This is a genomic window from Mangrovimonas yunxiaonensis (assembly GCF_000733475.1).
Lineage (GTDB): Bacteria > Bacteroidota > Bacteroidia > Flavobacteriales > Flavobacteriaceae > Mangrovimonas > Mangrovimonas yunxiaonensis.
In genome coordinates this window covers 395,583-415,443 of sequence record NZ_JPFK01000002.1, presented here as the reverse complement: position 1 = coordinate 415,443, position 19,861 = coordinate 395,583, and the positions used below count along the sequence as shown (strand labels likewise).

The following is a 19,861-nucleotide window of genomic DNA, read 5'->3' as shown; positions in this document are numbered from 1 at the left end:
TAAGTGTTGATAGTAATTGTTTTAAACCGTTCTTTTTCATTTTTTAAATAAATCGTTTAACCCTAACAATTGTTAGTTAGTTGGTTTTTTGTTAGTTGGTTTTTGTTGTGTGTTGAAAACGAGCTTAGTTTTGCTTTCTTTTGAATTTCTTTTAGGAATTTGGCAGTTTCTTTGGTAATTTAGCAACGTTTTCAAGGGTTGTAAAGATAATTCATTGAAATAGAGTTCGTGTAAAGGTTGCTACTACAAAACTACTAAAACTATGTTTTTAAGCCATTTGGTGTTCACGTTAAGTGCAATAGGGTTTATCCTGTTTATTATTAGAAGTAAAAACCAAGAACCTTTCGAGAAGTTTCTTACGTTTTTTTCGTTCCTGTTTTTTTCGTCTTCGGGGGTTTGGCTGTATTTAGATTACTATTCAGATTTGCCTTCGGTAATTTTAGATTATTACGGGGTTGTTAATGAAAACCTAGCGCTTTTAACCCCCATATTTTGCGCTTCGCTTTTTGGTAAGAGCATTTCTACTTCAGGTATTTTAAAACGTTTTGGCTTTATTTTTTTAGTGGGGTTTAGCTTTGCTTTTGTTCATTATATGATTGCTAGAGACGACTCCAATAGCTTAATTTTCTTTAATACAAATAAAAACATCCTTATAAATGCGTCGCTTCAAATAGTATACAACTTAACGTTGTTTGGGCTGTTTTTGTATTATTTAAATAAAATAGACATCACCAAAGGCAACGAATTGTTTGATGGCGTTTACAAACGGGCATTCAGTATTCTTTTTATTGTGTATTACATTTTAGATACTCTATTTTTTATTTGGTTGTTTTTTGTACTTAACAAGATGTCTGGTATTAAGACCCTGTACCATTTAACCCATGTGTTTAATTTAATTATGTGTTTGCTCATAATTACCTTAGCCATATATACCAATTGGTTGTCCTTAATTACAAGGTTTAAACGCCAATGGCAACCAGAAATAGTGGAGGTGCCTATTGAAACCAATGACCAAGAGGTCTGGTATTTACAGGACGACCAAGGCAAGGTTAAAAACTGGAACGATTTTAAGGTGTTTTATGCCGAAGATCACAAGGAATTGATATTGAGTATCGAACAACTCGATTTTTTAACCAAAACCGAAAGGCTCTATGCCGCTTTGCAGCCTTTTAATCTGTCTCATAAAGATCTGGCGGCTAAATTTAACGTGTCGTTACGAACAATAGAGACCAACTTTTATAGGTTGCGGGTCAAGTTACGAAAGCACGATCATTCAGAAGATTTCCCTTATAAGTATAGAGCCAAATAAGTGTTTGGCTGCTTTTTTACACGATATTTGTGAAGACTTTTAGTAGAACGTATTAATTTAAGGCGGTTACCTATTTTTTTATGAATTTACCCATCGCGTATAAAAAAGTGGCAATCTATATTAAACCAGAATATTTAAACCACAAATACATTTCTGGTAACAAGCTACGCAAACTAAAGTATAACCTAATACAGGCCAAGCAAGAAGGGTTTAATACCTTATTGACCTTTGGAGGGGCATTTTCAAACCATATTGCAGCGGTTGCTGCCGCAGGCGAGGAGTACGGCTTAAAGACCATAGGCGTAATTCGGGGCGAAGAATTGGCGTTAAAAATAAACGATAACCCTACCTTATCGTTTGCGGCGTCCAAGGGTATGGAGTTTAAGTTTGTAACGCGCTCTGCCTACCGCCAAAAAACCTCACAGGCATTTATAGCTGAGTTAAAGGAAGAGTACGGCGCGTTTTATTTGGTGCCCGAAGGCGGTACAAACGCATTGGCGGTTAAAGGCTGTGAAGAAATCTTAACTCCGCTAGATGCTGAAATGGATTATATTTGCTGCCCCGTAGGCACAGGCGGCACCATATCGGGCTTAATAAACGCCTCTAAGGACGGGCAAAAGGTTTTGGGATTTCCCGCATTGAAAGGCGATTTTTTGTCGGAGGATATTTGTAAATTTGCACAAAAGGAAAATTGGGAGCTAATTACCGATTATCATTTTGGGGGATATGCTAAAATAAACTTACAATTAATAAGTTTTATTAATAAGTTTAAACAAACTTATGGCATTCCGCTAGATCCTGTTTACACAGGTAAAATGATGTACGGCCTTTTCGATTTGATTGACAAGGGAGCCTTCTCGCAGCAATCTAAAATATTGGCCATACACACTGGAGGGTTACAAGGAATTCCCGGAATGAACAAAACATTAAAGCAAAAAAAACTACCGTTAATTCAATAAGATTCAATGAAAAAAATAGCAGTTATCGTATTAGGAGTATTGGTGTTTGGTTGTGGTGCCTCAAAACGAAGCGCTCAAACCCAAAAAGATAGAGACACAACACGCGTTGTAATAGATAAACGAACTACGGGTACAACCCCAACTAATACAGATGCTGTTAAGGAGGCAGAAGTGCCTAAAACCACCAATTACGCTTCGCCAACCGAAGCTTATATTGCCCAGTATAGTGGGATAGCCCAAGAAGAAATGAAACTTTATGGTATACCGGCAAGTATTACTTTGGCACAAGGAATTTTAGAGTCGGGCTCTGGTAAGGGCCGATTGTCTGTACAGGCCAATAACCATTTTGGAATTAAGTGCCACGAGTGGACAGGCGAACGAATTTATCACGATGACGATCGCCGCCAAGAATGTTTTAGGAAATACAACCACTCTAAATATTCTTACCGAGACCATTCGCTCTTTTTAAAGGAACGCAAGCGTTATCGCGGGCTTTTCGATTTAAAAATTGATGATTACAAAGGCTGGGCCAGAGGGTTAAAAGCAGCAGGTTATGCCACAGACAGAAAGTATCCAGATAAGCTTATTAGTTTAATAGAGCGTTATCAGTTACACCGCTTTGATCATGAGGTTATGGGGGCAGCTCCTAGAACAGTGGTTTCTAGCCATGTAAAAACAGGTGCCAAATATGTTGTGGAAAAAGGCGATACCCTGTATTCCATTTCAAAGAAATTCAATTTAACAGTCGAAAGACTTCAGCAATTAAATAACATAAAAGGGACAACCATAGATGTTGGTCAAGTTTTGGTTGTAAATCAGTAAAACAATACCATGAATTATACAAGAAGCAGTACGCTATTTAAAGCGGCAGAACAAGTTATTCCAGGAGGTGTTAACTCGCCAGTGCGGGCCTTTAAAGCCGTAGGCGGAACCCCTATTTTCATAAAAAAGGCGGCAGGGCCTTACTTGTACGACGAAGACAATAATAAGTACATAGATTATATTAATTCTTGGGGGCCTATGATCTTGGGACATGCCCATGCTCCTGTGGTGAATGCGGTTATAGAAGCCACAAAAAAGGGCACCTCGTTTGGAACCCCCACCGAGATAGAAACCCAAATTGCCGAATTGGCGGTAAACATGGTGCCCAATATTGATAAAATTAGATTTGTAAACTCGGGTACAGAAGCTTGCATGAGTGCAGTTAGATTAGCAAGAGGGTTTACTGGTAAAGACAAAATTATCAAGTTCGAGGGGTGCTACCACGGGCATAGCGATGCCTTTTTAATTCAAGCGGGTAGTGGGGCCGTGACTTTTGGGTCGCCCAATAGCCCGGGAGTTACAGCAGGGACTGCCAAAGATACCCTGTTGGCAAGATTTAATGATATAGAGCATGTAAAACACATTCTTGAAACCAATAAACACGATATCGCCTGTATTATTCTTGAACCTGTGCCGGGTAACATGGGGTGTATTCCACCTAAAGAAGGCTTTTTACAAGCTTTAAGGGAACTTTGTACAGCCTACGGCGTTTTGCTTGTTTTCGATGAGGTTATGACTGGATTTAGATTGGCAAAAGGCGGAGCGCAGCAAGTATTCGATATTCAAGCAGATATTGTTTGTTTTGGAAAGGTTATTGGTGGTGGTTTGCCGGTAGGAGCTTTTGCTGCAAGAAACGAAATTATGAATTACCTAGCGCCAGTTGGTCCCGTTTACCAAGCGGGGACATTAAGCGGAAACCCTTTGGCTATGGCTGCTGGTTTGGCCATGTTAACCGATTTGAATAATGATGCTGCCGTTTATAGCCGCCTAGAGGAAAAAACTGCGTATTTGCACGAGGGCTGTGCCAAAGCATTAAATAAACACAACATTCCGCATACAATTAATCGCCTAGGATCTATGATGTCTATTCATTTTGATCCTGCTGAAGTAACCGATTTTCAATCTGCTGCCAATGGGAATAACGATAGATTTAAGCAATTTTTCCACGGCATGTTAAAGCAGGGTGTTTACATTGCGCCAAGTGCATTTGAAACATGGTTTATTACAGACGCTTTGTCTTATGACGATCTAGATGCGACCATTGCTGCTTGCGAAAAAGTAGCTTCGGAGCTGTAACCATATAAAAAAAAGCATTGGACATCCCAATGCTTTTTTTGTTTAATCTATTTTACGTTGCAATTTTTTAGTGCCGTCCTTTTTATGGCGTTTCATGTGGCGTTGTTTTTTGCTTTCACGTTTTTCAACCCATTTTTCGTATTGGCTTTCGTTTAAAACCTGTTTCATTTTGGCTTTAAGTTCAATCTGGCGATCAAGCATTTCATGTTTCATTTTTAAGCGCGCTTCTTTTGAAGGTTTTTCTGAAGCTTCCCCTGTTTTCATCGCACTTCTTTTTTGATGCCTGAATGTCGCCTCTTCAAGATTTATTTTACCGACTTGTTTTTGCTGCGCTTCGGTTAAATCTAAGTCGAGGGTCATTTGTTTTGTTCTTAATTCGGCTACCTCTTCAGGGGTGAAATTAGGCTTGTCGTGATTTTTGCGTTCTTGGGCGTTTGCCGTAAATGCCATAAGTGCTAAAGCTATGAGAACTAATTTTTTCATGTGTATGTGTTTTTAAGGGTTCTTATATGCTTAAGACCTCAAGACAGTAAAGAGGTTTAAAACAAAATCGTGATTTAACACTAATCTTAACATTTTTAGTGTTTTACAGAGTATCCAGATAGGCCGAAATTAGGGCATAGCCTTCGGGGTGAGCCATGGTTGTTCCTATTAAGGGCATACTTAGGCCGTTTTGGTAGAAAGCCATTCGGTAGTTAATAGCAGTATTGCTTTCGTAAATGTTGGTATCATTAAAAGGGGTTTCATAACGCAATCTTAAAAACGATTCGTTTTCACAAGAGCCGCCAGTGCTGTGGCAATGTGCGCAGTTTACATCAAAATAGGCACGCGCCCGTTTTTCCAAAGAAAACGTGTTGTCGTCCCAATTGGGCAGTGCCGTCACCAAAGCCGCATCGGTTAAATTGCTAATGTAATTGCCATTTATTAAGGCTTGAAGTTGGTTGTCCCGTTTTAGGTTTCTAAGTTTTGGGCCAATAGGCAACATGGTGTTGTTATTGCTGTGGCAAGTTATACAGTCTTGGCTTGAAGGAATTACGTAATTTACATTTTGAGTGTTCCCAGAGGCATCGGTATAGCTAATGGCTGTTGTGCTTGTGGTATTATCTAAAGTTGCATTGGTTTGGTTTGCATTCCACTTGTAGTTTCCGCTTTGCCAAAGGCCATTCTTTTTAATTAAAACCCGGGTTTCAATAATGGTTTTTCCTTCGGTTTCGTCCTGTTCGTTATTGTTGTAGTAAAATGTTTTGGAGATTACCGTGTTGTCGGGAAATTCTGGAAGTAAGTCGTCAATATAAGTCATTGTTGTGCCTTCTGGCAGGGCAATAAGGCGGTGTTTGTGGCTGTAATCGGTAAATAGCGGAGTGTTTAATTCGTACATAAAGGTTTTACTGCTAGGAATTAAGTTGGCTAAATTTCCGGTGTATAGGTTTAAGTCTGATAAATTAGGAAGAAACTCCGGCACCACATTGGGCACATGGGTTGTAACATTAAACACCTGCGAAGGTGCACTCTCGTTATTGTTGCCACATATAGCAGTTACATAAACCTGATATGTTGTGTTGCCATCTAAATTAGATAGCGTTATTGTGTTTGTGTTTGAGGTGCGAATGTCTCCCTGTCCTAGCGTAAAACCGCTTAAGCCATACTCGATTTGATATGAATTGGCATTGCTAGATGCATCCCATTGCAGGGTAGCACTTGTTGCGGTTAGGTTGGTTGTTACAATGTTCTCTGGAGACTGGCAATTTGGTGTCGTTGGTGTGGTTGGTTCATCGTCTTTACTACATGCCATAATAACAGCAATAAAAAGTAAAAAAAGGGAAAATTGTTTCATACGTTTAAAAAAAATTGGTCACCCAATATAGTTAAAATAAACGAAATGAAACCCTCACCCTAAATAGGTTAGGGTTACTTTAAATACACGGTTTTTTTATTGACAAACGCAAAAATGCCTTCTTGCGAAAGCTCTCGGCCGTAACCGGAAGCTTTGGTGCCGCCAAAGGGCAATCTGGGGTCAGATTTTACCATGTCGTTTATAAAGTAGGCGCCATCTTCAATATAGTCGGTATTATTTAGGGCCGCATGGGTATTTTCTGTAAAGACCATAGTGCCCAAACCAAATCGTGTTGCTGCGTTAAGGGCATAGGCTTCTTGGGCATTTTCTGCTTTTATTATAGCAGCTACCGGGCCAAAGGTTTCTTCGTTAAAAACGGGCATTTCGCTAGATACGTTTGTTAGTATTGTAGGTTGGTAGAACGCTTCTTTTCTGGTATTACCATAGGCTATGGTTGCGCCTAGTTTCACAGATTCTTCTACCTGTTTTTGTAGGGTTTCGGCCAAATCTATTCTGGCCATGACTCCAATTTGTGTGTCGGGATCGTTAGGGTCGCCAATTTTTAGCTCGGCCACCTTATGTTTAAATTTTTCTAAAAAGGCCTCGTAAATAGGGGCTTCAACAATAAACCGTTTGGCAGCAATACAGCTTTGCCCGGTGTTTTGCATTCTGGCAGAGACCATGGTGTCGAGATGGGTGTTTAAATCTGCATCGGCAAGTACAATACAGGCATTGTTTCCGCCTAATTCCAGGACGCATTTTTTTAGGTTTCTTCCGGCAATTTCGGCAATCTTTCTGCCCGCGAGTTCGCTACCGGTTAACGATACGGCTTTAACCCTGTGATCCTCAATAAGGTTTTCAACCTGTTGGTGATCTGCTAGAACGGTTTGGAGGCAGCCTTTAGGAAATCCGGCAGTCTCAAAAAGCTGTTGTATGGCTAGTGCGCAACCCGTAACATTAGAGGCGTGTTTTAATAGTGTGGTGTTGCCTGCCATGAGCGTTGGTACGGCAAAACGAAACACTTGCCAAAAGGGGTAGTTCCAGGGCATAACGCCTAAAATAACGCCTAGAGGATCGTAACTTATAAAACTTTCATGAGCATCGGTTTTAATAAGTGCGTCTGCTAGGAAATCTTCGGTGTTTTTACGGTAAAAGTCGCATAGCCAAGCACATTTTTCAATTTCGGCAATGCTTTGCGAAATAGGCTTGCCCATTTCCTGGGTTACCAGACTGCCTAAAGTTTCTTTTTCATTTAAAAGGGCGTGTTTTAGTTTTTTCAACAACTTGGTGCGCACTTTTATTTTAGTGGCTTGCCATTTGTGTTGCGTGGTTTGGGCTTGTTCTAATATGAGCGCTATTTCTTTGTTTGTATTAAGCGCATATGTTTTTAAGGGAGCGTTGTTATAGGGGTTTGTGGTGGTAATTGTTGTGGCCATGGTTGTTTTGTGTTTTGAACTTAATTTAAAAAAGTTTTTTGAGAGTAAGCGCGTATTATCGTATAAAATAAGCCTATCATGCTATTAAAACTGTTGATAACTTATATGTAAGGTTAGCATCAAAAAACCTACTTTTGTTTTGTAAAATTAAAGATATAATTATGTCTGATACTATTGAAAAAGTAAAATGTTTGATTATAGGTTCTGGCCCTGCAGGTTATACAGCGGCCATTTATGCAGCTAGAGCCAACATGAGCCCTGTGTTGTACCAAGGGGCGCAACCAGGAGGACAATTAACAACAACAAACGATGTTGAAAATTTCCCTGGTTATCCTGATGGGATTACAGGACCGGAAATGATGATGGAACTACAAAAACAAGCCGAGCGTTTTGGAACAGATGTAAGAGGCGGTTGGATTACCAAGGTCGATTTTTCTGGCGATGTACATAAAGTATGGGTAAACGATGAAAAGGAAATACATGCCGATACCATTATTATTTCAACAGGTGCTTCAGCTAAATATTTAGGCTTAGAGTCCGAGCAAAAATACCTAAAACTAGGTGGTGGTGTTTCGGCCTGTGCCGTTTGCGATGGGTTTTTCTACCGCAACCAAGAAGTGGTTATTGTGGGAGCAGGCGATTCGGCTTGCGAAGAAGCCCATTACTTATCAAAGCTTTGTAAAAAAGTAACCATGCTGGTACGTCGCGATGCGTTTAGAGCTTCGAAAATTATGGAAGCTCGTGTACGCAACACCGAGAATATAGAAATTTTATTAAATACAGAAACTGATGAGGTTTTAGGCGATGGCCAAGTGGTTACCGGTGTACGCGCCAAGAACAATAAAACGGGCGAGGTTATAGACATTCCTGCTACAGGCTTTTTTGTAGCCATAGGGCATAAACCTAATACCGATATTTTTAAAGACTACTTAACCCTAGATGAGACAGGCTATATTATTAACGAGCCCGGTACGACTAGAACCAATGTAGAAGGTGTTTTTGTTAGTGGCGATGCCGCCGATCATGTTTACCGTCAAGCCATTACGGCTGCAGGAACAGGTTGTATGGCAGCTCTAGATGCAGAGCGTTATTTGGCAGCAAAAGATTCTACGTTCGAAGTAAGCACGTCTACGTATAATTAAAAGGAACTAAATATTTAAAAAAGCCCGAGCAATGCTCGGGCTTTTTTTGTTAAAAATTACTACTTAATAGTGTGGTTTTTAGTGTTTTGTGTGGTTTATGACTTATGTCATATTCTAATATTGTTTTTAAGAGGAACTTTGCAGTGTAACATTAAAACAAATATCATGGCACAATTAAAATTTATTCGAGTACTGGTAGCAGTTGTTCTTTTTGGCTTAGTAATGCCGTTAGATTTAGTGGCTCAAAATTTTACTGTAGACAATCAAAAATCAACATTAAAAGTTTTAGGAACATCTAGTTTGCACGATTGGGAAATTAATGCCGAGAAGCAAAGTGGAAGCCTTCAAATAGAAGCGGGCGACTTACTTACAATTCAAACGCTTAAAATGACCTTTGATGTAAATGCCCTAAAAAGTGGCAAGTCTGCGATGGATAAAAATACCCGAAACGCGTTAAACTACGATGATTACAAAACCATAACCTTTAACTTTTCAAAATTAAAGTCTAGTAAAAAAGAAGGCAACTTTTACAATGTGGTAGTTGTGGGCGATTTAACCATAGCGGGAAGTAAAAAGGCCATAGAGCTACCGCTGCGTTTAGAGAAAAGCAACGGTGTTGTAACCCTAACAGGAAAGAAAGCCTTAAAAATGACAACCTTCAACATAGAGCCGCCAACAGCGTTGTTAGGCTCAATAAAAACAGGAGACGATATCACAATTAAATTTAACACAGTTTTTAACTAAAAGAAAAACACTTAAACACAATAATTATGAAAACGACAATTAAACGTTCGCTATTCTTAATAGCCCTAATCTTAGGCGTAACTACAGTATTTGCGCAAAACAGAAAACTAGACAATTACAGACAACCAGATAAAAATGGGATTAATGTTTTTGAAGCACCAAAAGACACCGTATCTACTTTCGAAAAAGTAAAAGTAAGAATTGGTGGGTCATCAACACTACAGTTCCAAGCGATAGACCATGAAAATGGTGTTTCACAACAAAATATCGATAATGGTGTTGTTAAGGAACTTAAAGGGATTGGCTACAACTTTAACTTAGCTACTGCCAACTTAGATTTAGATGTTGCCTTGGCAAAAGGTGTGAGAATGCACTTAAGAACGTATCTGTCTTCTCGCCACCACCCAGAACCTTATGTAAAAGGCGGGTATTTCCAAATAGACAACCTAGATTTTATTAAGGAAGGTCTGTTGTCAGATATTATGAAATATACTACAATTAAAGTTGGTCACATGGAAAACAACTATGGTGATGCCCACTTTAGAAGAACAGACAACGCCCAAGCCATGCACAACCCCTTTGTAGGGAACCTAATTATGGATGCCTTTACAACAGAAGTAGGTGCCGAGCTTTACTACCAACGCAATGGGTTTATAGGAATGATTGGTTTTAGCAACGGGAAATTAAACCAGTCTGTAGCCACAGGTGCTAACGATAAAACTGGTGGCGCTTCTTTCTTAGCTAAATTAGGATATGACAACCAATTTACAGAAGACTTTAGATTTAGATTAACAGGATCTGTTTTAACAACAGGCTATGTGCCAAGCAACTATTTATATACCGCAGACCGCGCAGGATCTAGATACTATTTTGTAATGGAAGATGTTGATGCAGGTGCCTCTAGCCCTTTCCGTTCTGGTCGTTTCGATCCAGGATTCAGAAATAGAATTACTGCTGTAATGTTTAACCCATTTGTAAAATACCAAGGCTTAGAGTTTTTCGGAACTGTAGAATTGGCTAAAGGTAGAGCAGCTTCTGAAGATAATAATGGCGACGGCATAAACGATGCTGATGATAACCGTAGTACAACACAATTAGCAGGTGAGGTGATTTACCGCTTCGGACAAACAGAAAACTTTTATGTAGGTGGTCGTTACAACACCGTAAGTTCTGAAATGACTTTTGATAACGATGTAGACATTAGCAGAGTACAATTGTCTGCGGGTTGGTTTATGACCAAAAACATTCTAGCTAAAGTAGAATATGTTTCTCAAAGCTATGATGGTTACCCAGAAACAAGTATATTATATGACGGTAAATTCGATGGTTTAATAGTTGAAGCAGTAATAAGCTTCTAAAAAAGTGTTAATTTTACTTGTAAGCTCTGCAGGCATAGCAACTGTCTGTAGGGCTTACTATTAAAGTTTAGGTTATGAAACGTTTCTTAAGTCTATTTTTAGTATTTGCCCTATTGTCATTTACACTAATAAATGAAACAAAAACGACTGTGTTGCTCTCTCCAGAAAGTAAACTGTACGTTGAAGGAACCACAAACATAAGCGACTTTAATTGCAAGTTTGACATAAACGCCTTAAAAGGCAAAATACCCGTAACCTTTGTTAAACACTCTAACAACTTAACTTTTAAGCAAGCCAAGCTTACCTTAAATAACAATTGTTTTGACTGTGGGAGCAAAGGCATAAACAACGACTTTAATAAGTTGTTAAAAACAGAAGACTACCCGCAAATTGTTTTAACATTAAACGAATTAAAACAAAATCCTGCTGCGGGTAATGTGGCAGAAGCCAAGTTGCAAATAGATATGGCAGGCATTACCAAACCCTACAACATTCCAGTAAACATTAATAAAGAAAACGGTATTAGGGTTAAAGGGCAATTAGATTTAAAAATAAGCGACTTTAAACTAGAACCCCCAAAAAAAGTGTTTGGGTTAATAAAAGTAAAAGACGTTATAACAATACATTTTGATTTGGTCTTAAATAGGTGTTAACACATCAAACTAGCTAAAAAAAAGCCGAAGCAATTGCTTCGGCTTTTTTATTTTACCTCTACAAAAAGAGTACTGGTGCTTAGGTTTATTGGGTTGTTTTTCAGTAATGTAGGCGCGGTGTTTTTTTAAAAGGGCGTAAATGGTATTTGTTTTTTTTGTATCTTGTATATCCCTTCAAAATAGTTTGTAAGCTCCATTTTAACTTTTTTAAACACATAAATTATGAAAAGCTTGTTTCTCGCTTTGCTGTTTACAGTTTCTTTGGTTGTAACAGCTCAAGAACCCTTAAAGCCCCAACAGCTTCCCCAAAAAAAAGTTAGTAATACCTATCACGGTGTTACACTAGAGGATCCTTATCAATATCTAGAAAATTTAGACGATCCGGTCGTGATGACCTGGATGACAGATAATGCTAATTATGCGACGTCTGTTTTAAACCAAATTTCTGGTAAGGAAGAACTATTTAATAAAATGAAGGAGCTAGTCGATAGGCGTGCCGCCATTATTTTTAACGTAAACATTACCAATTCCAACATTTACTACTACCTGAAACGCATGCCCGGAGAGGAGATTGCTAAAATGTACCGGCGCGACGGGTATGCAGGCAACGAAAGGCTGTTTTTCGACCCCACCAAGTACAAAAACACAAGCGATAAGATTTACACCATATCCTCTATAACCCCTAATATTTCTGGCGATAAAATAGCCGTAAGTGTGGCGGCAAACGGTTCGGAAAACCCAGAGTTGCTTTTGTTTAAAGAATCGGGCGAGCAATATGATGAAGTCTTGGAACTTGCCTGGGGCATATCCTGGCATTTAAACGGTGGGTCGTTCTTTTATTCGAAAATAAACACAAAGGATGTTACCGACATGAACCGGTTAAAAAACATGTCTGTTTATGAGCATGTTGTTGGTACCCAACAAGACCACGATACAAAAGTGTTTTCGGCAGAAGACTTTAAAACGGTAGGAATGAAACCTCTGGAAATACCGTTTATAAATTACAATAAAGAAATTAGCATGAACATGCTTTTGGCGCTTTCGGTAGATAAAAATTTAAGCATTCATTTAAGCGACCCAAAAACAGGTGGATTTGATTGGGAAGACGTTATAAATAAAAATGATAAGGTGGTTAGTGTTAGGGTAAATCCTAAACATATTTATTGCTTAACATATAACGATGCACCCAATTATAAAATTATAAGCATTCCTGTAGACAATCTGAACATATCGCAGGCCAAAACAGTTGTAAAAGAGTCCGAATCAGAAATTATTTCCGATTTTCAACTAACAAAAGATGGTTTGTACTATACCACCGTGAAAAATGGTGTTGAGGCCAAGGTGTATTTTTTGCCACATGGTACAATAAACCCAAAAGAATTAAAGCTACCCTTTACGGCAGGACAAGCCAATTTATCGGTTAAAGGTGCCGAGTTTAGCGATATTTGGGTGTCTATTGCTGGCTGGACCTCCCCAAACAAACGGTTTTTATACCATGCCGCATCAAATACGTTTACACACCAACCATTATCGACGCCTGCCGAATATCCCGAGTTAAAAGACCTTGTAGCCAAAGAGGTTTTGGTAAAGTCTCACGATGGCGAAATGATTCCGGTGTCCATCATTCACAATAAAAATTTAAAGATGAATGGACAAACCCCAGCCGCAATTTATGGTTATGGGTCTTATGGGATATCCATAGAGCCGTTTTTTAGTCCCATAACATTAGCTTATACGCTGTACGGCGGAGTTTTGGCGGTACCTCATGTTCGCGGTGGAGGCGAGATGGGCGATGCTTGGCATAAAGCAGGGCAAAAGACAAACAAACACAACACCTGGAAAGATGCCATAGCAACTGCCGAGTATTTAATAGCGCAGGGGTATAGTTCGCCCGAAAAAATGTCGATTTTTGGTGGTAGTGCTGGCGGAATTTTTGTTGGACGATCCATTACCGAGCGTCCCGATTTGTTTGTGGCAGCAGCGCCATTGGTTGGGTGTATGAATCCCGTTAGAATGGAAGAAACCCCTAATGGGCCTGTTAATACGCCAGAGTTTGGAACGGTAGCCGACCCCAAAGAGTTTGAGGGGCTGTTGGCTATGGATTCTTACCATCATTTAACACCCAATACAAAGTATCCTGCAGCCTTAATTACGGCCGGTATAAACGACCCTAGGGTTATTGCGTGGCAACCAAGTAAGTTTGCGGCCAAAATGCAACACGATACCAGTAGCGACGCGCCGGTTTTATTTTTAACTAATTTTAAGGGTGGGCACGGTGGCCGAACTACTATTACCCAAACGTTAACCGATTTTTCAAACGTGTTTTCGTTTTTTTATTGGCAGTCTGGGCATCCAGCGTTTAAATTGAAAGGTGAGGTTAAAGACTAAAAGAAAAAAAACCAAGGTTATATAACCTTGGTTTTTTTACATGCTTTTAAAGTTCCTTTTTTTCTAATTTGGCAGTTCCCGAAAATTTGTTGACGGTAATTTTAGGCAGGCCGTAAAGGTTAACTTCGGCATTGCCAGAGGCCTCTAAAATTAAAGCTGCCTCGGTATGGGTGTCTAATTCGCTGCTATCTTCGGCGATGATGTGGCTGTTTTTACTGGTAAAGTTTTTACCAATAAAATTTGAGAAATTCATGGTATTAAGGCTTAAGTCGTTGCATGTGCCTTCAATTTCGGCTTTGGCACTTTGGTATAAATCTGCTTTTAGAATTTTTGTGTTTATTAAGGCTTCCAACTTGCTGTTTTCGCTAAGTTCTAGTCTTGTCGTATCGCTTTGTATGTTAAGCTTTAGTTTTGCTTTGCCTTGAGAGCTTAGGTTTAGGTTGGTGGCCTCAAGGTTAAGTTCTGCCGCGGTGTTGTCGTGAGCCTCAATATTTATGGTTTGGTTTTTAAAGGCACTAATAGCGCTAACTTTGGCACCGTTTTTAAGGATTAAATGCGCTAACTGATCGGTGTACTTTACAGTAATGTTAAGCTTTTTTCTAGAGGTAATTTTGCTGTTGCTGCTAAATGTTAAGGTGTTGTTGGTTACCTGAAAATTAATAACGTCATGCAGGTTGTCATCAGTTTCAATTTCAACAGAGGCTTCAAAAGCTTTTACCAATAAAATATCGAAATCGGAAGTAATGGACAAGCTACTAAAAGGGTCTATTTTGGTCTCGACAATGGTCACGTTTCTACTGCCTTTTATTTTTTCCTGAGAAAAATGCTGTATGGAAATAAGGGTTAGTATGGCGGTAAATAAAAGCTTTTTTAACATGTTTAAGAGATTAAGTTTTAAGAACAAATATAAACAAAAAACTACCCTAAACAGGTATTTTGATTAGGGTAGTCTTTTCTTTGGTTGGTTGTTTTTATTGTTTTTTTATACTGCCGGAAACACCATCGTTGGTTTCAACAATTTCGGGGTTGCCATAGTAGGTAACATCGCCGCCGCTACTTGCACTGGCCGTAACTTTTTTGCTGCTATTTACCGAAATGTCTGCGCCGCTGCTAGCTTTAACTTGGGCGGTTTGTGAGCTGAGGTTTTCGGTGTCTATATCGCTTCCGCTAGAGGCTTCGGCAATTAATGAGCTGGTATTGCCAGTAAGCTCGATATCGGCACCGCTGGATGCTTGGCACGACAGGTTTTCGGTTTCTATGTGTAGCTCCATATCGCTGCCACTGCTGGCGGTAAGCTCTAGGTCTTGCGTTTTTATGGGGCCATTGGAGTAAACATCACTTCCGCTAGAGGCTTCTATTTTTGAGACGCTTGTAAAGCTAAGCATGATTTTTTTAGATGATGACGAAGCGATATTCTCTTCTGCATAGATTTTTAAAACATGGTTCTCTATTTCGGTTTTAATAATGCTGTGAAGATTTTCATCGGCTTGTACAGACAACTGTGCTACATCGCTTTGCGTTAAATAGAGGTCTAGGCCGCGACTTACTTTAATTTCGCTAAAGGTGCCATTTAAGGGCCTCTCTTGGGTTACAACATGGCCGTTGCCTTTTACACCAAAGTTTTCGAAGGTGCAGGAGCTTAAAAAAATAGCTAAAATGCTCGATACGATTATTTTTGTTAGTGTTGACATGATTTGTTTATTAGTTGATTGATTGATTGATTGATTGATGTTGGTATGGTAGGGGCGTTTTTAAAAATGACTTACTCTTTTTTAGAGCTAATGTTCACTCCGTTGTTATCTATTTTTACACGTACGTTTTCAGAGTTGGCATTAATGCCCTTGTTGTTAATTTTTAAACTGTTTTCTTCGTTTTTAATATCTAAGCTATCATCGTTTATGATAACTCTAGAGTGGTCGTCTTTTTCTTCAATACGAATGTTTACTTCGTAGTTGTCCTTGTTGCAGTCCAGGCACTCCAGTTCGTCGTCCATTACTTTTAAGTAGTGCTCTTCCATATCGTTATGCAAAATATCGTTGTAATAGCTTGAATTTCTATGGAACGAATAGGTATTGTCATCGGCATATAGCACAGTGCCTTCTGGCAAGTATAGCGTAACTTCTACCTCTTGATCCCTAAACTTGTTTTTAAAAGCTGTTGTATGGTAGGCGTTTAGTTTAAGGTTGTTTTTATGTAGGGTATAGCCATAGTCAATCTCGCTAGCACGGTCTCTGGCAGCTTTGTAGTTGCTACCTTCGGCAGTTTTTTCAATGCGAATACTGGCCAAGGAGTCTTTGGTCGATTTTACAATAAGGCGCACATCTGAGGAGTAAATAAGTTTCTCATCACTTTCATTATAAACCAATTTATAGGGGTTGTGGTTTCTGTACACTTTATTGCTATACAGGGTGTTTCCTTGCATTTTAAGGTATAGGGTGTCTTGCTGCGTTATTTGTAGCGTTTCGGTTTTTGTCACGTTTGCATCAAACGCATGCTCGCGAGCTTGTCTAATACCAATAATAATGAGACCAACAATAGCTAATACCCATAGCCCGAGCAGTGAAAACTTGGCAACGTTACCTATGGATTTAAGGTTGTTGATTAAAATTTTAAGTCCCAGATAAAACAGGAAGAAAAACGGAATGCCTATAGCAAAGAAGGCCAGCAACGACGTTAACCATACTGGGGTGTTAGCCGCATTGGAGGCATCGATAAAATCGAAGCCCGGAATGTGGGCGAAATCGGAAATACCAAAGGTAAACAAGCCGATAAGCAGCCCGATTAAGGTCGATGCCCCAATTAAAATTAGCATTACCCCAATAAACTTGGCAAACAGTTTAAGGCAGAACATCGCGACATCGCCCAAGGTATCGAAAAACGATTTCGAGCTGGATTTTACCTTGTTACCATACTTTTGATAATCGACATTTTTTACCGTTTCTGAAACGTTGTCAATGCCATCACGAATTTTTTTTTCAATGTTGGTAATGTTTACCGGTTCGCCTGTCATGGTTAATTTATCGGCGGTAGATACGGCTTCTGGAACCAGAATCCAGAACAAAATGTAAATTAATATAAAGGTTCCGCCAGATCCAATGGCTAACAAAATCCAAAGCAAACGTACCCAAACGGCATCAATGCCCAAGTAATGTCCCAAACCAGACGATACCCCGCCAATGTACGAGTTGTCGGTGTCGCGGTATAGTTTTTTTGTGCTGCGTCTTGTGTGGGTGTTTTTTGGCTCATCTTCAAAAATCTCTTCATCAACAAGGTAGTCTTCGGGTTGCCCCATAATGTTTATAACATCATCAACCTCCTTACTGCTAATAACTTGTTTGTCGTGTTTCATGCGCTCGACGAAAAGTTCGGCTATGCGCGCTTCGATATCGGCTATAATTTCAGAACGCCCTTGTGCGTCTGTAAATGAACGTTTTATAGCCTCCAGATAGCGTTGTAATTTTAAGTACGCATCTTCATCAATATGAAAGAATGTACCTGCTAAATTTATGTTGACTGTTTTATTCATTACTTTTGAGTTTTTTGACTGGTTACTATATTAACTGCGTTTTGTAAATCTTCCCAAGTGCCGTTTAGTTCGTTGAGAAATATTTTTCCCGTTTCGGTAAGGCCGTAGTATTTTCTTGGCGGCCCAGAGGTCGATTCTTCCCAACGGTACGAAAGGAGCCCCGCATTTTTAAGCCGTGTAAGCAAAGGGTAGATGGTCCCTTCAACCACTAGCATTTTTGCGTCTTTAAGGGTGTCTAGAATTTCGGCTACATAGGCATCTTCATCTTTTAATATAGATAAGATGCAGTACTCTAGAACTCCCTTGCGCATTTGTGCTTTTGTGTTTTCTATCTTCATGTTCTAATTGGGTTTAATGGTGAAACTGTTCATTTTTTGATTGATTTTGATTGATGATGGTGTTATTTGATGAAATTAATGGTGAACGGATAGTTGTAATTTAAACCATCCCTAGCCTTTAAACTGGCAGTTATTATAAATACCAATTCCAAAATAAAGGCAACAATACCCAACAGTCCAATAAAACCTGTTAAGTATAAAAGCGGCGAAGGTTTTCCTAAATTGATGTGAAAATCCTGAAAGCCGTTAAAATCGATGAAACCTATACCGCCAAAAAAATTAAAAATGAAAAACGGAACGGTTATCATACCTATTATTACAGTGTACAACAGTATGCTTATTTGAAAGTTAATGGCTTGTTTACCATGGGCGTCAATAAAGGCACCTTTGTTTTTGTTTATGCTCCATAACACTATAGGGGCAATGTAATTCCCTAACGGAATAATAAACCTCGAAAAGGTGGATAGATGAATAAACGTTGCAATATTTTTTTGATGATTGTCTGGCATTTTTATAAACATATAATAGTTTCTTATGCAAATATATATCTAAAAGAAGGTATTATGCAATACAAAGTACCTTAAATTTTAATTTTTAACAAAATATTAACATGTAGGGGCGAGGTTTTTTTAGGTATTTTAGTGAGGTAATTAAAAAACCGTATGAAGATCTCAACCACAAAACTCAATTTATTTCTACTGTTTAAACTACCTGCTGCTTTTTTTACGGGAGTACGGGCAACGTATATAGACAATAAGACCTGCGAAGTAAAAGTAAAGCACCGATGGGTAAACCAAAACCCCTTTAAATCGATGTTTTGGGCCGTGCAAGGTATGGCTGCCGAGCTAACAACAGGAGCTTTAATGCTTATGAAAATTAAAGCGAGTGGGGAAAGCATTTCTATGTTAGTCACTAACAATAAAGGTCATTTTAAAAAAAAGGCACTAGGGAGGATTACTTTTGTTTGCCAACAAGGTGATGTTATCGATGCCGTTATTAAAAAAGCCATTGAAACTGGTGAGGGACAAACCATTTGGCTGCACGCAAAAGGGTTTGATGCCTCTGGTGACGAGGTGTCTGATTTTAGCTTTGAGTGGACTTTAAAAATGCGCACTTAAAAATGTAACAAAAGCTATTTTTTTACAACTAATTTTTAAATCAATCGAAAAAATAAAACAACATGACAGCACACGAAATAGACTACAGGATTTTTGGAGAAGAAATGCAATTTGTAGAAATAGAATTAGACCCACAGGAGGGCGTTATAGCAGAAGCAGGTAGTTTTATGATGATGGACAATGGTATTAAGATGGAAACTATTTTTGGCGATGGCTCTAAAAAAGATTCTGGGTTTTTAGGTAAGATTCTGGGGGCTGGTAAGCGTATCCTAACCGGCGAAAGTTTATTTATGACGGCTTTTTATAATACCTTGTCAGGAAAGCAATGTGTAAGCTTTGCTTCGCCATATCCAGGGAAAATTGTTCCTATAGACCTAACCGAGTTTAATGGCAAGTTTATTTGCCAAAAAGATGCCTTTTTGTGTGCGGCCAAGGGCGTAAGTGTAGGCATAGAATTTAGCAAACGATTAGGTCGTGGCCTTTTTGGTGGCGAAGGATTTATCATGCAAAAACTAGAAGGCGATGGTATGGCCTTTGTTCATGCCGGCGGCACCATGGCCAAACGCGTGTTGCAGGCAGGTGAAGTTTTAAGGGTAGATACGGGTTGTATTGTAGGGTTTACCAAAGATGTGGACTACGATATAGAGTTTGTAGGCGGCATTAAAAACACCGTTTTTGGTGGTGAAGGCTTGTTTTTTGCAAAACTTCAAGGGCCAGGGACGGTTTACATACAATCTTTACCCTTTAGCCGTTTGGCCGATAGGGTGTTGGCATCTGCCCCAAGAGCAGGAGGAAAGGACAAAGGCGAAGGCAGTGTTTTAGGTGGTTTGGGTAATTTGTTAGACGGCGATAATAGGTTTTAAATAAAAGAAAAATAAGCCGCCAATAACGTGATAGTTTTGTGTTAAAGTTTTGTTGTAAATGTTATTTACATGCTA

General features: G+C 39.1%; 19 protein-coding genes. 11 read left to right on the top strand and 8 right to left on the bottom strand.

Going from position 1 to position 19,861, the window contains the following annotated elements; translation table 11 throughout:
- Window positions 1-262 precede the first annotated feature (262 nt).
- The 4 genes from IA57_RS02010 (at window position 263) to hemL (ending at window position 4,386) form a co-directional block, all read left to right on the top strand.
- Window positions 263-1,309, top strand: coding sequence for a hypothetical protein (locus tag IA57_RS02010; RefSeq protein ID WP_036118572.1), 1,047 nt, complete (start codon window positions 263-265; stop codon window positions 1,307-1,309).
- 80 nt (window positions 1,310-1,389) lie between these two features.
- On the top strand, window positions 1,390-2,268 hold the full coding sequence (locus tag IA57_RS02005) for a 1-aminocyclopropane-1-carboxylate deaminase/D-cysteine desulfhydrase (RefSeq protein ID WP_036118569.1): 879 nt from the start codon (window positions 1,390-1,392) through the stop codon (window positions 2,266-2,268).
- A gap of 6 nt (window positions 2,269-2,274) precedes the next feature.
- Window positions 2,275-3,090, top strand: a complete 816-nt coding sequence (locus IA57_RS02000) for a glucosaminidase domain-containing protein (RefSeq protein ID WP_036118567.1) — start codon at window positions 2,275-2,277, stop codon at window positions 3,088-3,090.
- Between the two features lie 9 nt (window positions 3,091-3,099).
- Window positions 3,100-4,386: a glutamate-1-semialdehyde 2,1-aminomutase gene (hemL, locus tag IA57_RS01995; RefSeq protein WP_036118564.1), complete on the top strand. Its 1,287-nt coding sequence runs from the start codon at window positions 3,100-3,102 to the stop codon at window positions 4,384-4,386.
- A 42-nt stretch (window positions 4,387-4,428) separates the two neighbouring features.
- On the opposite strand, the gene IA57_RS01990 is transcribed toward hemL, so the two are convergent.
- The 3 genes from IA57_RS01990 to IA57_RS01980 form a co-directional block, all read right to left on the bottom strand.
- A complete protein-coding gene (locus IA57_RS01990) occupies window positions 4,429-4,869 on the bottom strand; it encodes a hypothetical protein (RefSeq protein ID WP_036118561.1) in 441 nt (146 codons plus the stop codon).
- A 103-nt stretch (window positions 4,870-4,972) separates the two neighbouring features.
- On the bottom strand, window positions 4,973-6,220 hold the full coding sequence (locus IA57_RS01985) for a fibronectin type III domain-containing protein (protein WP_084176703.1): 1,248 nt from the start codon (window positions 6,218-6,220) through the stop codon (window positions 4,973-4,975).
- Window positions 6,221-6,294: 74 nt separating this feature from the next.
- The gene (locus tag IA57_RS01980; protein ID WP_036118558.1) at window positions 6,295-7,656 is read right to left on the bottom strand and encodes an NAD-dependent succinate-semialdehyde dehydrogenase; all 1,362 of its coding nucleotides are present in this window, start codon (window positions 7,654-7,656) and stop codon (window positions 6,295-6,297) included.
- A 161-nt stretch (window positions 7,657-7,817) separates the two neighbouring features.
- Here IA57_RS01980 and trxB point away from each other — a divergent pair, with 161 nt between their 5' ends.
- The 5 genes from trxB to IA57_RS01955 all read left to right on the top strand — a co-directional run bounded on the left by trxB (window position 7,818) and on the right by IA57_RS01955 (window position 13,941).
- A complete protein-coding gene (gene trxB, locus IA57_RS01975) occupies window positions 7,818-8,798 on the top strand; it encodes a thioredoxin-disulfide reductase (RefSeq protein ID WP_036118554.1) in 981 nt (326 codons plus the stop codon).
- Window positions 8,799-8,963: 165 nt separating this feature from the next.
- Window positions 8,964-9,542 carry a YceI family protein gene (locus tag IA57_RS01970; RefSeq protein ID WP_036118551.1) on the top strand — a complete coding sequence of 193 codons (579 nt, stop codon included), beginning with the start codon at window positions 8,964-8,966 and terminating at the stop codon, window positions 9,540-9,542.
- Window positions 9,543-9,568: 26 nt separating this feature from the next.
- Window positions 9,569-10,900: a hypothetical protein gene (locus IA57_RS01965; RefSeq protein ID WP_036118548.1), complete on the top strand. Its 1,332-nt coding sequence runs from the start codon at window positions 9,569-9,571 to the stop codon at window positions 10,898-10,900.
- A 74-nt stretch (window positions 10,901-10,974) separates the two neighbouring features.
- On the top strand, window positions 10,975-11,553 hold the full coding sequence (locus IA57_RS01960) for a YceI family protein (RefSeq protein WP_084176702.1): 579 nt from the start codon (window positions 10,975-10,977) through the stop codon (window positions 11,551-11,553).
- 222 nt (window positions 11,554-11,775) lie between these two features.
- Entirely contained in the window at window positions 11,776-13,941 is a 2,166-nt protein-coding gene (locus tag IA57_RS01955; RefSeq protein ID WP_036118542.1) for a prolyl oligopeptidase family serine peptidase, read from the top strand.
- 46 nt (window positions 13,942-13,987) lie between these two features.
- Here the strand turns inward: IA57_RS01955 and IA57_RS01950 are convergent, their stop codons facing one another.
- From IA57_RS01950 to IA57_RS01930, 5 genes are all read right to left on the bottom strand, one after another.
- On the bottom strand, window positions 13,988-14,818 hold the full coding sequence (locus tag IA57_RS01950) for a GIN domain-containing protein (protein WP_036118539.1): 831 nt from the start codon (window positions 14,816-14,818) through the stop codon (window positions 13,988-13,990).
- Window positions 14,819-14,912: 94 nt separating this feature from the next.
- Complete coding sequence (locus IA57_RS01945; RefSeq protein ID WP_036118535.1) at window positions 14,913-15,632, bottom strand: head GIN domain-containing protein; 720 nt, start codon at window positions 15,630-15,632, stop codon at window positions 14,913-14,915.
- A gap of 71 nt (window positions 15,633-15,703) precedes the next feature.
- Entirely contained in the window at window positions 15,704-17,467 is a 1,764-nt protein-coding gene (locus tag IA57_RS01940) for a PspC domain-containing protein (RefSeq protein ID WP_036118533.1), read from the bottom strand.
- The gene (locus IA57_RS01935) at window positions 17,467-17,805 is read right to left on the bottom strand and encodes a PadR family transcriptional regulator (RefSeq protein WP_036118530.1); all 339 of its coding nucleotides are present in this window, start codon (window positions 17,803-17,805) and stop codon (window positions 17,467-17,469) included. Before IA57_RS01935 ends, IA57_RS01940 begins: the two co-directional genes overlap by 1 nt.
- Before the next feature lie 62 nt (window positions 17,806-17,867).
- Window positions 17,868-18,314, bottom strand: coding sequence for a DUF4870 domain-containing protein (locus IA57_RS01930; protein WP_036118742.1), 447 nt, complete (start codon window positions 18,312-18,314; stop codon window positions 17,868-17,870).
- A 153-nt stretch (window positions 18,315-18,467) separates the two neighbouring features.
- On the opposite strand from IA57_RS01930, the gene IA57_RS01925 reads away from it, so the two are divergent.
- Together IA57_RS01925 and IA57_RS01920 are read left to right on the top strand one after the other, a co-directional pair.
- Window positions 18,468-18,923 (top strand): DUF4442 domain-containing protein, encoded by a 456-nt coding sequence (locus IA57_RS01925; RefSeq protein WP_036118527.1) that lies wholly within the window; start codon window positions 18,468-18,470, stop codon window positions 18,921-18,923.
- A gap of 62 nt (window positions 18,924-18,985) precedes the next feature.
- Window positions 18,986-19,786 carry a TIGR00266 family protein gene (locus IA57_RS01920; protein ID WP_036118523.1) on the top strand — a complete coding sequence of 267 codons (801 nt, stop codon included), beginning with the start codon at window positions 18,986-18,988 and terminating at the stop codon, window positions 19,784-19,786.
- Window positions 19,787-19,861 lie beyond the last annotated feature (75 nt).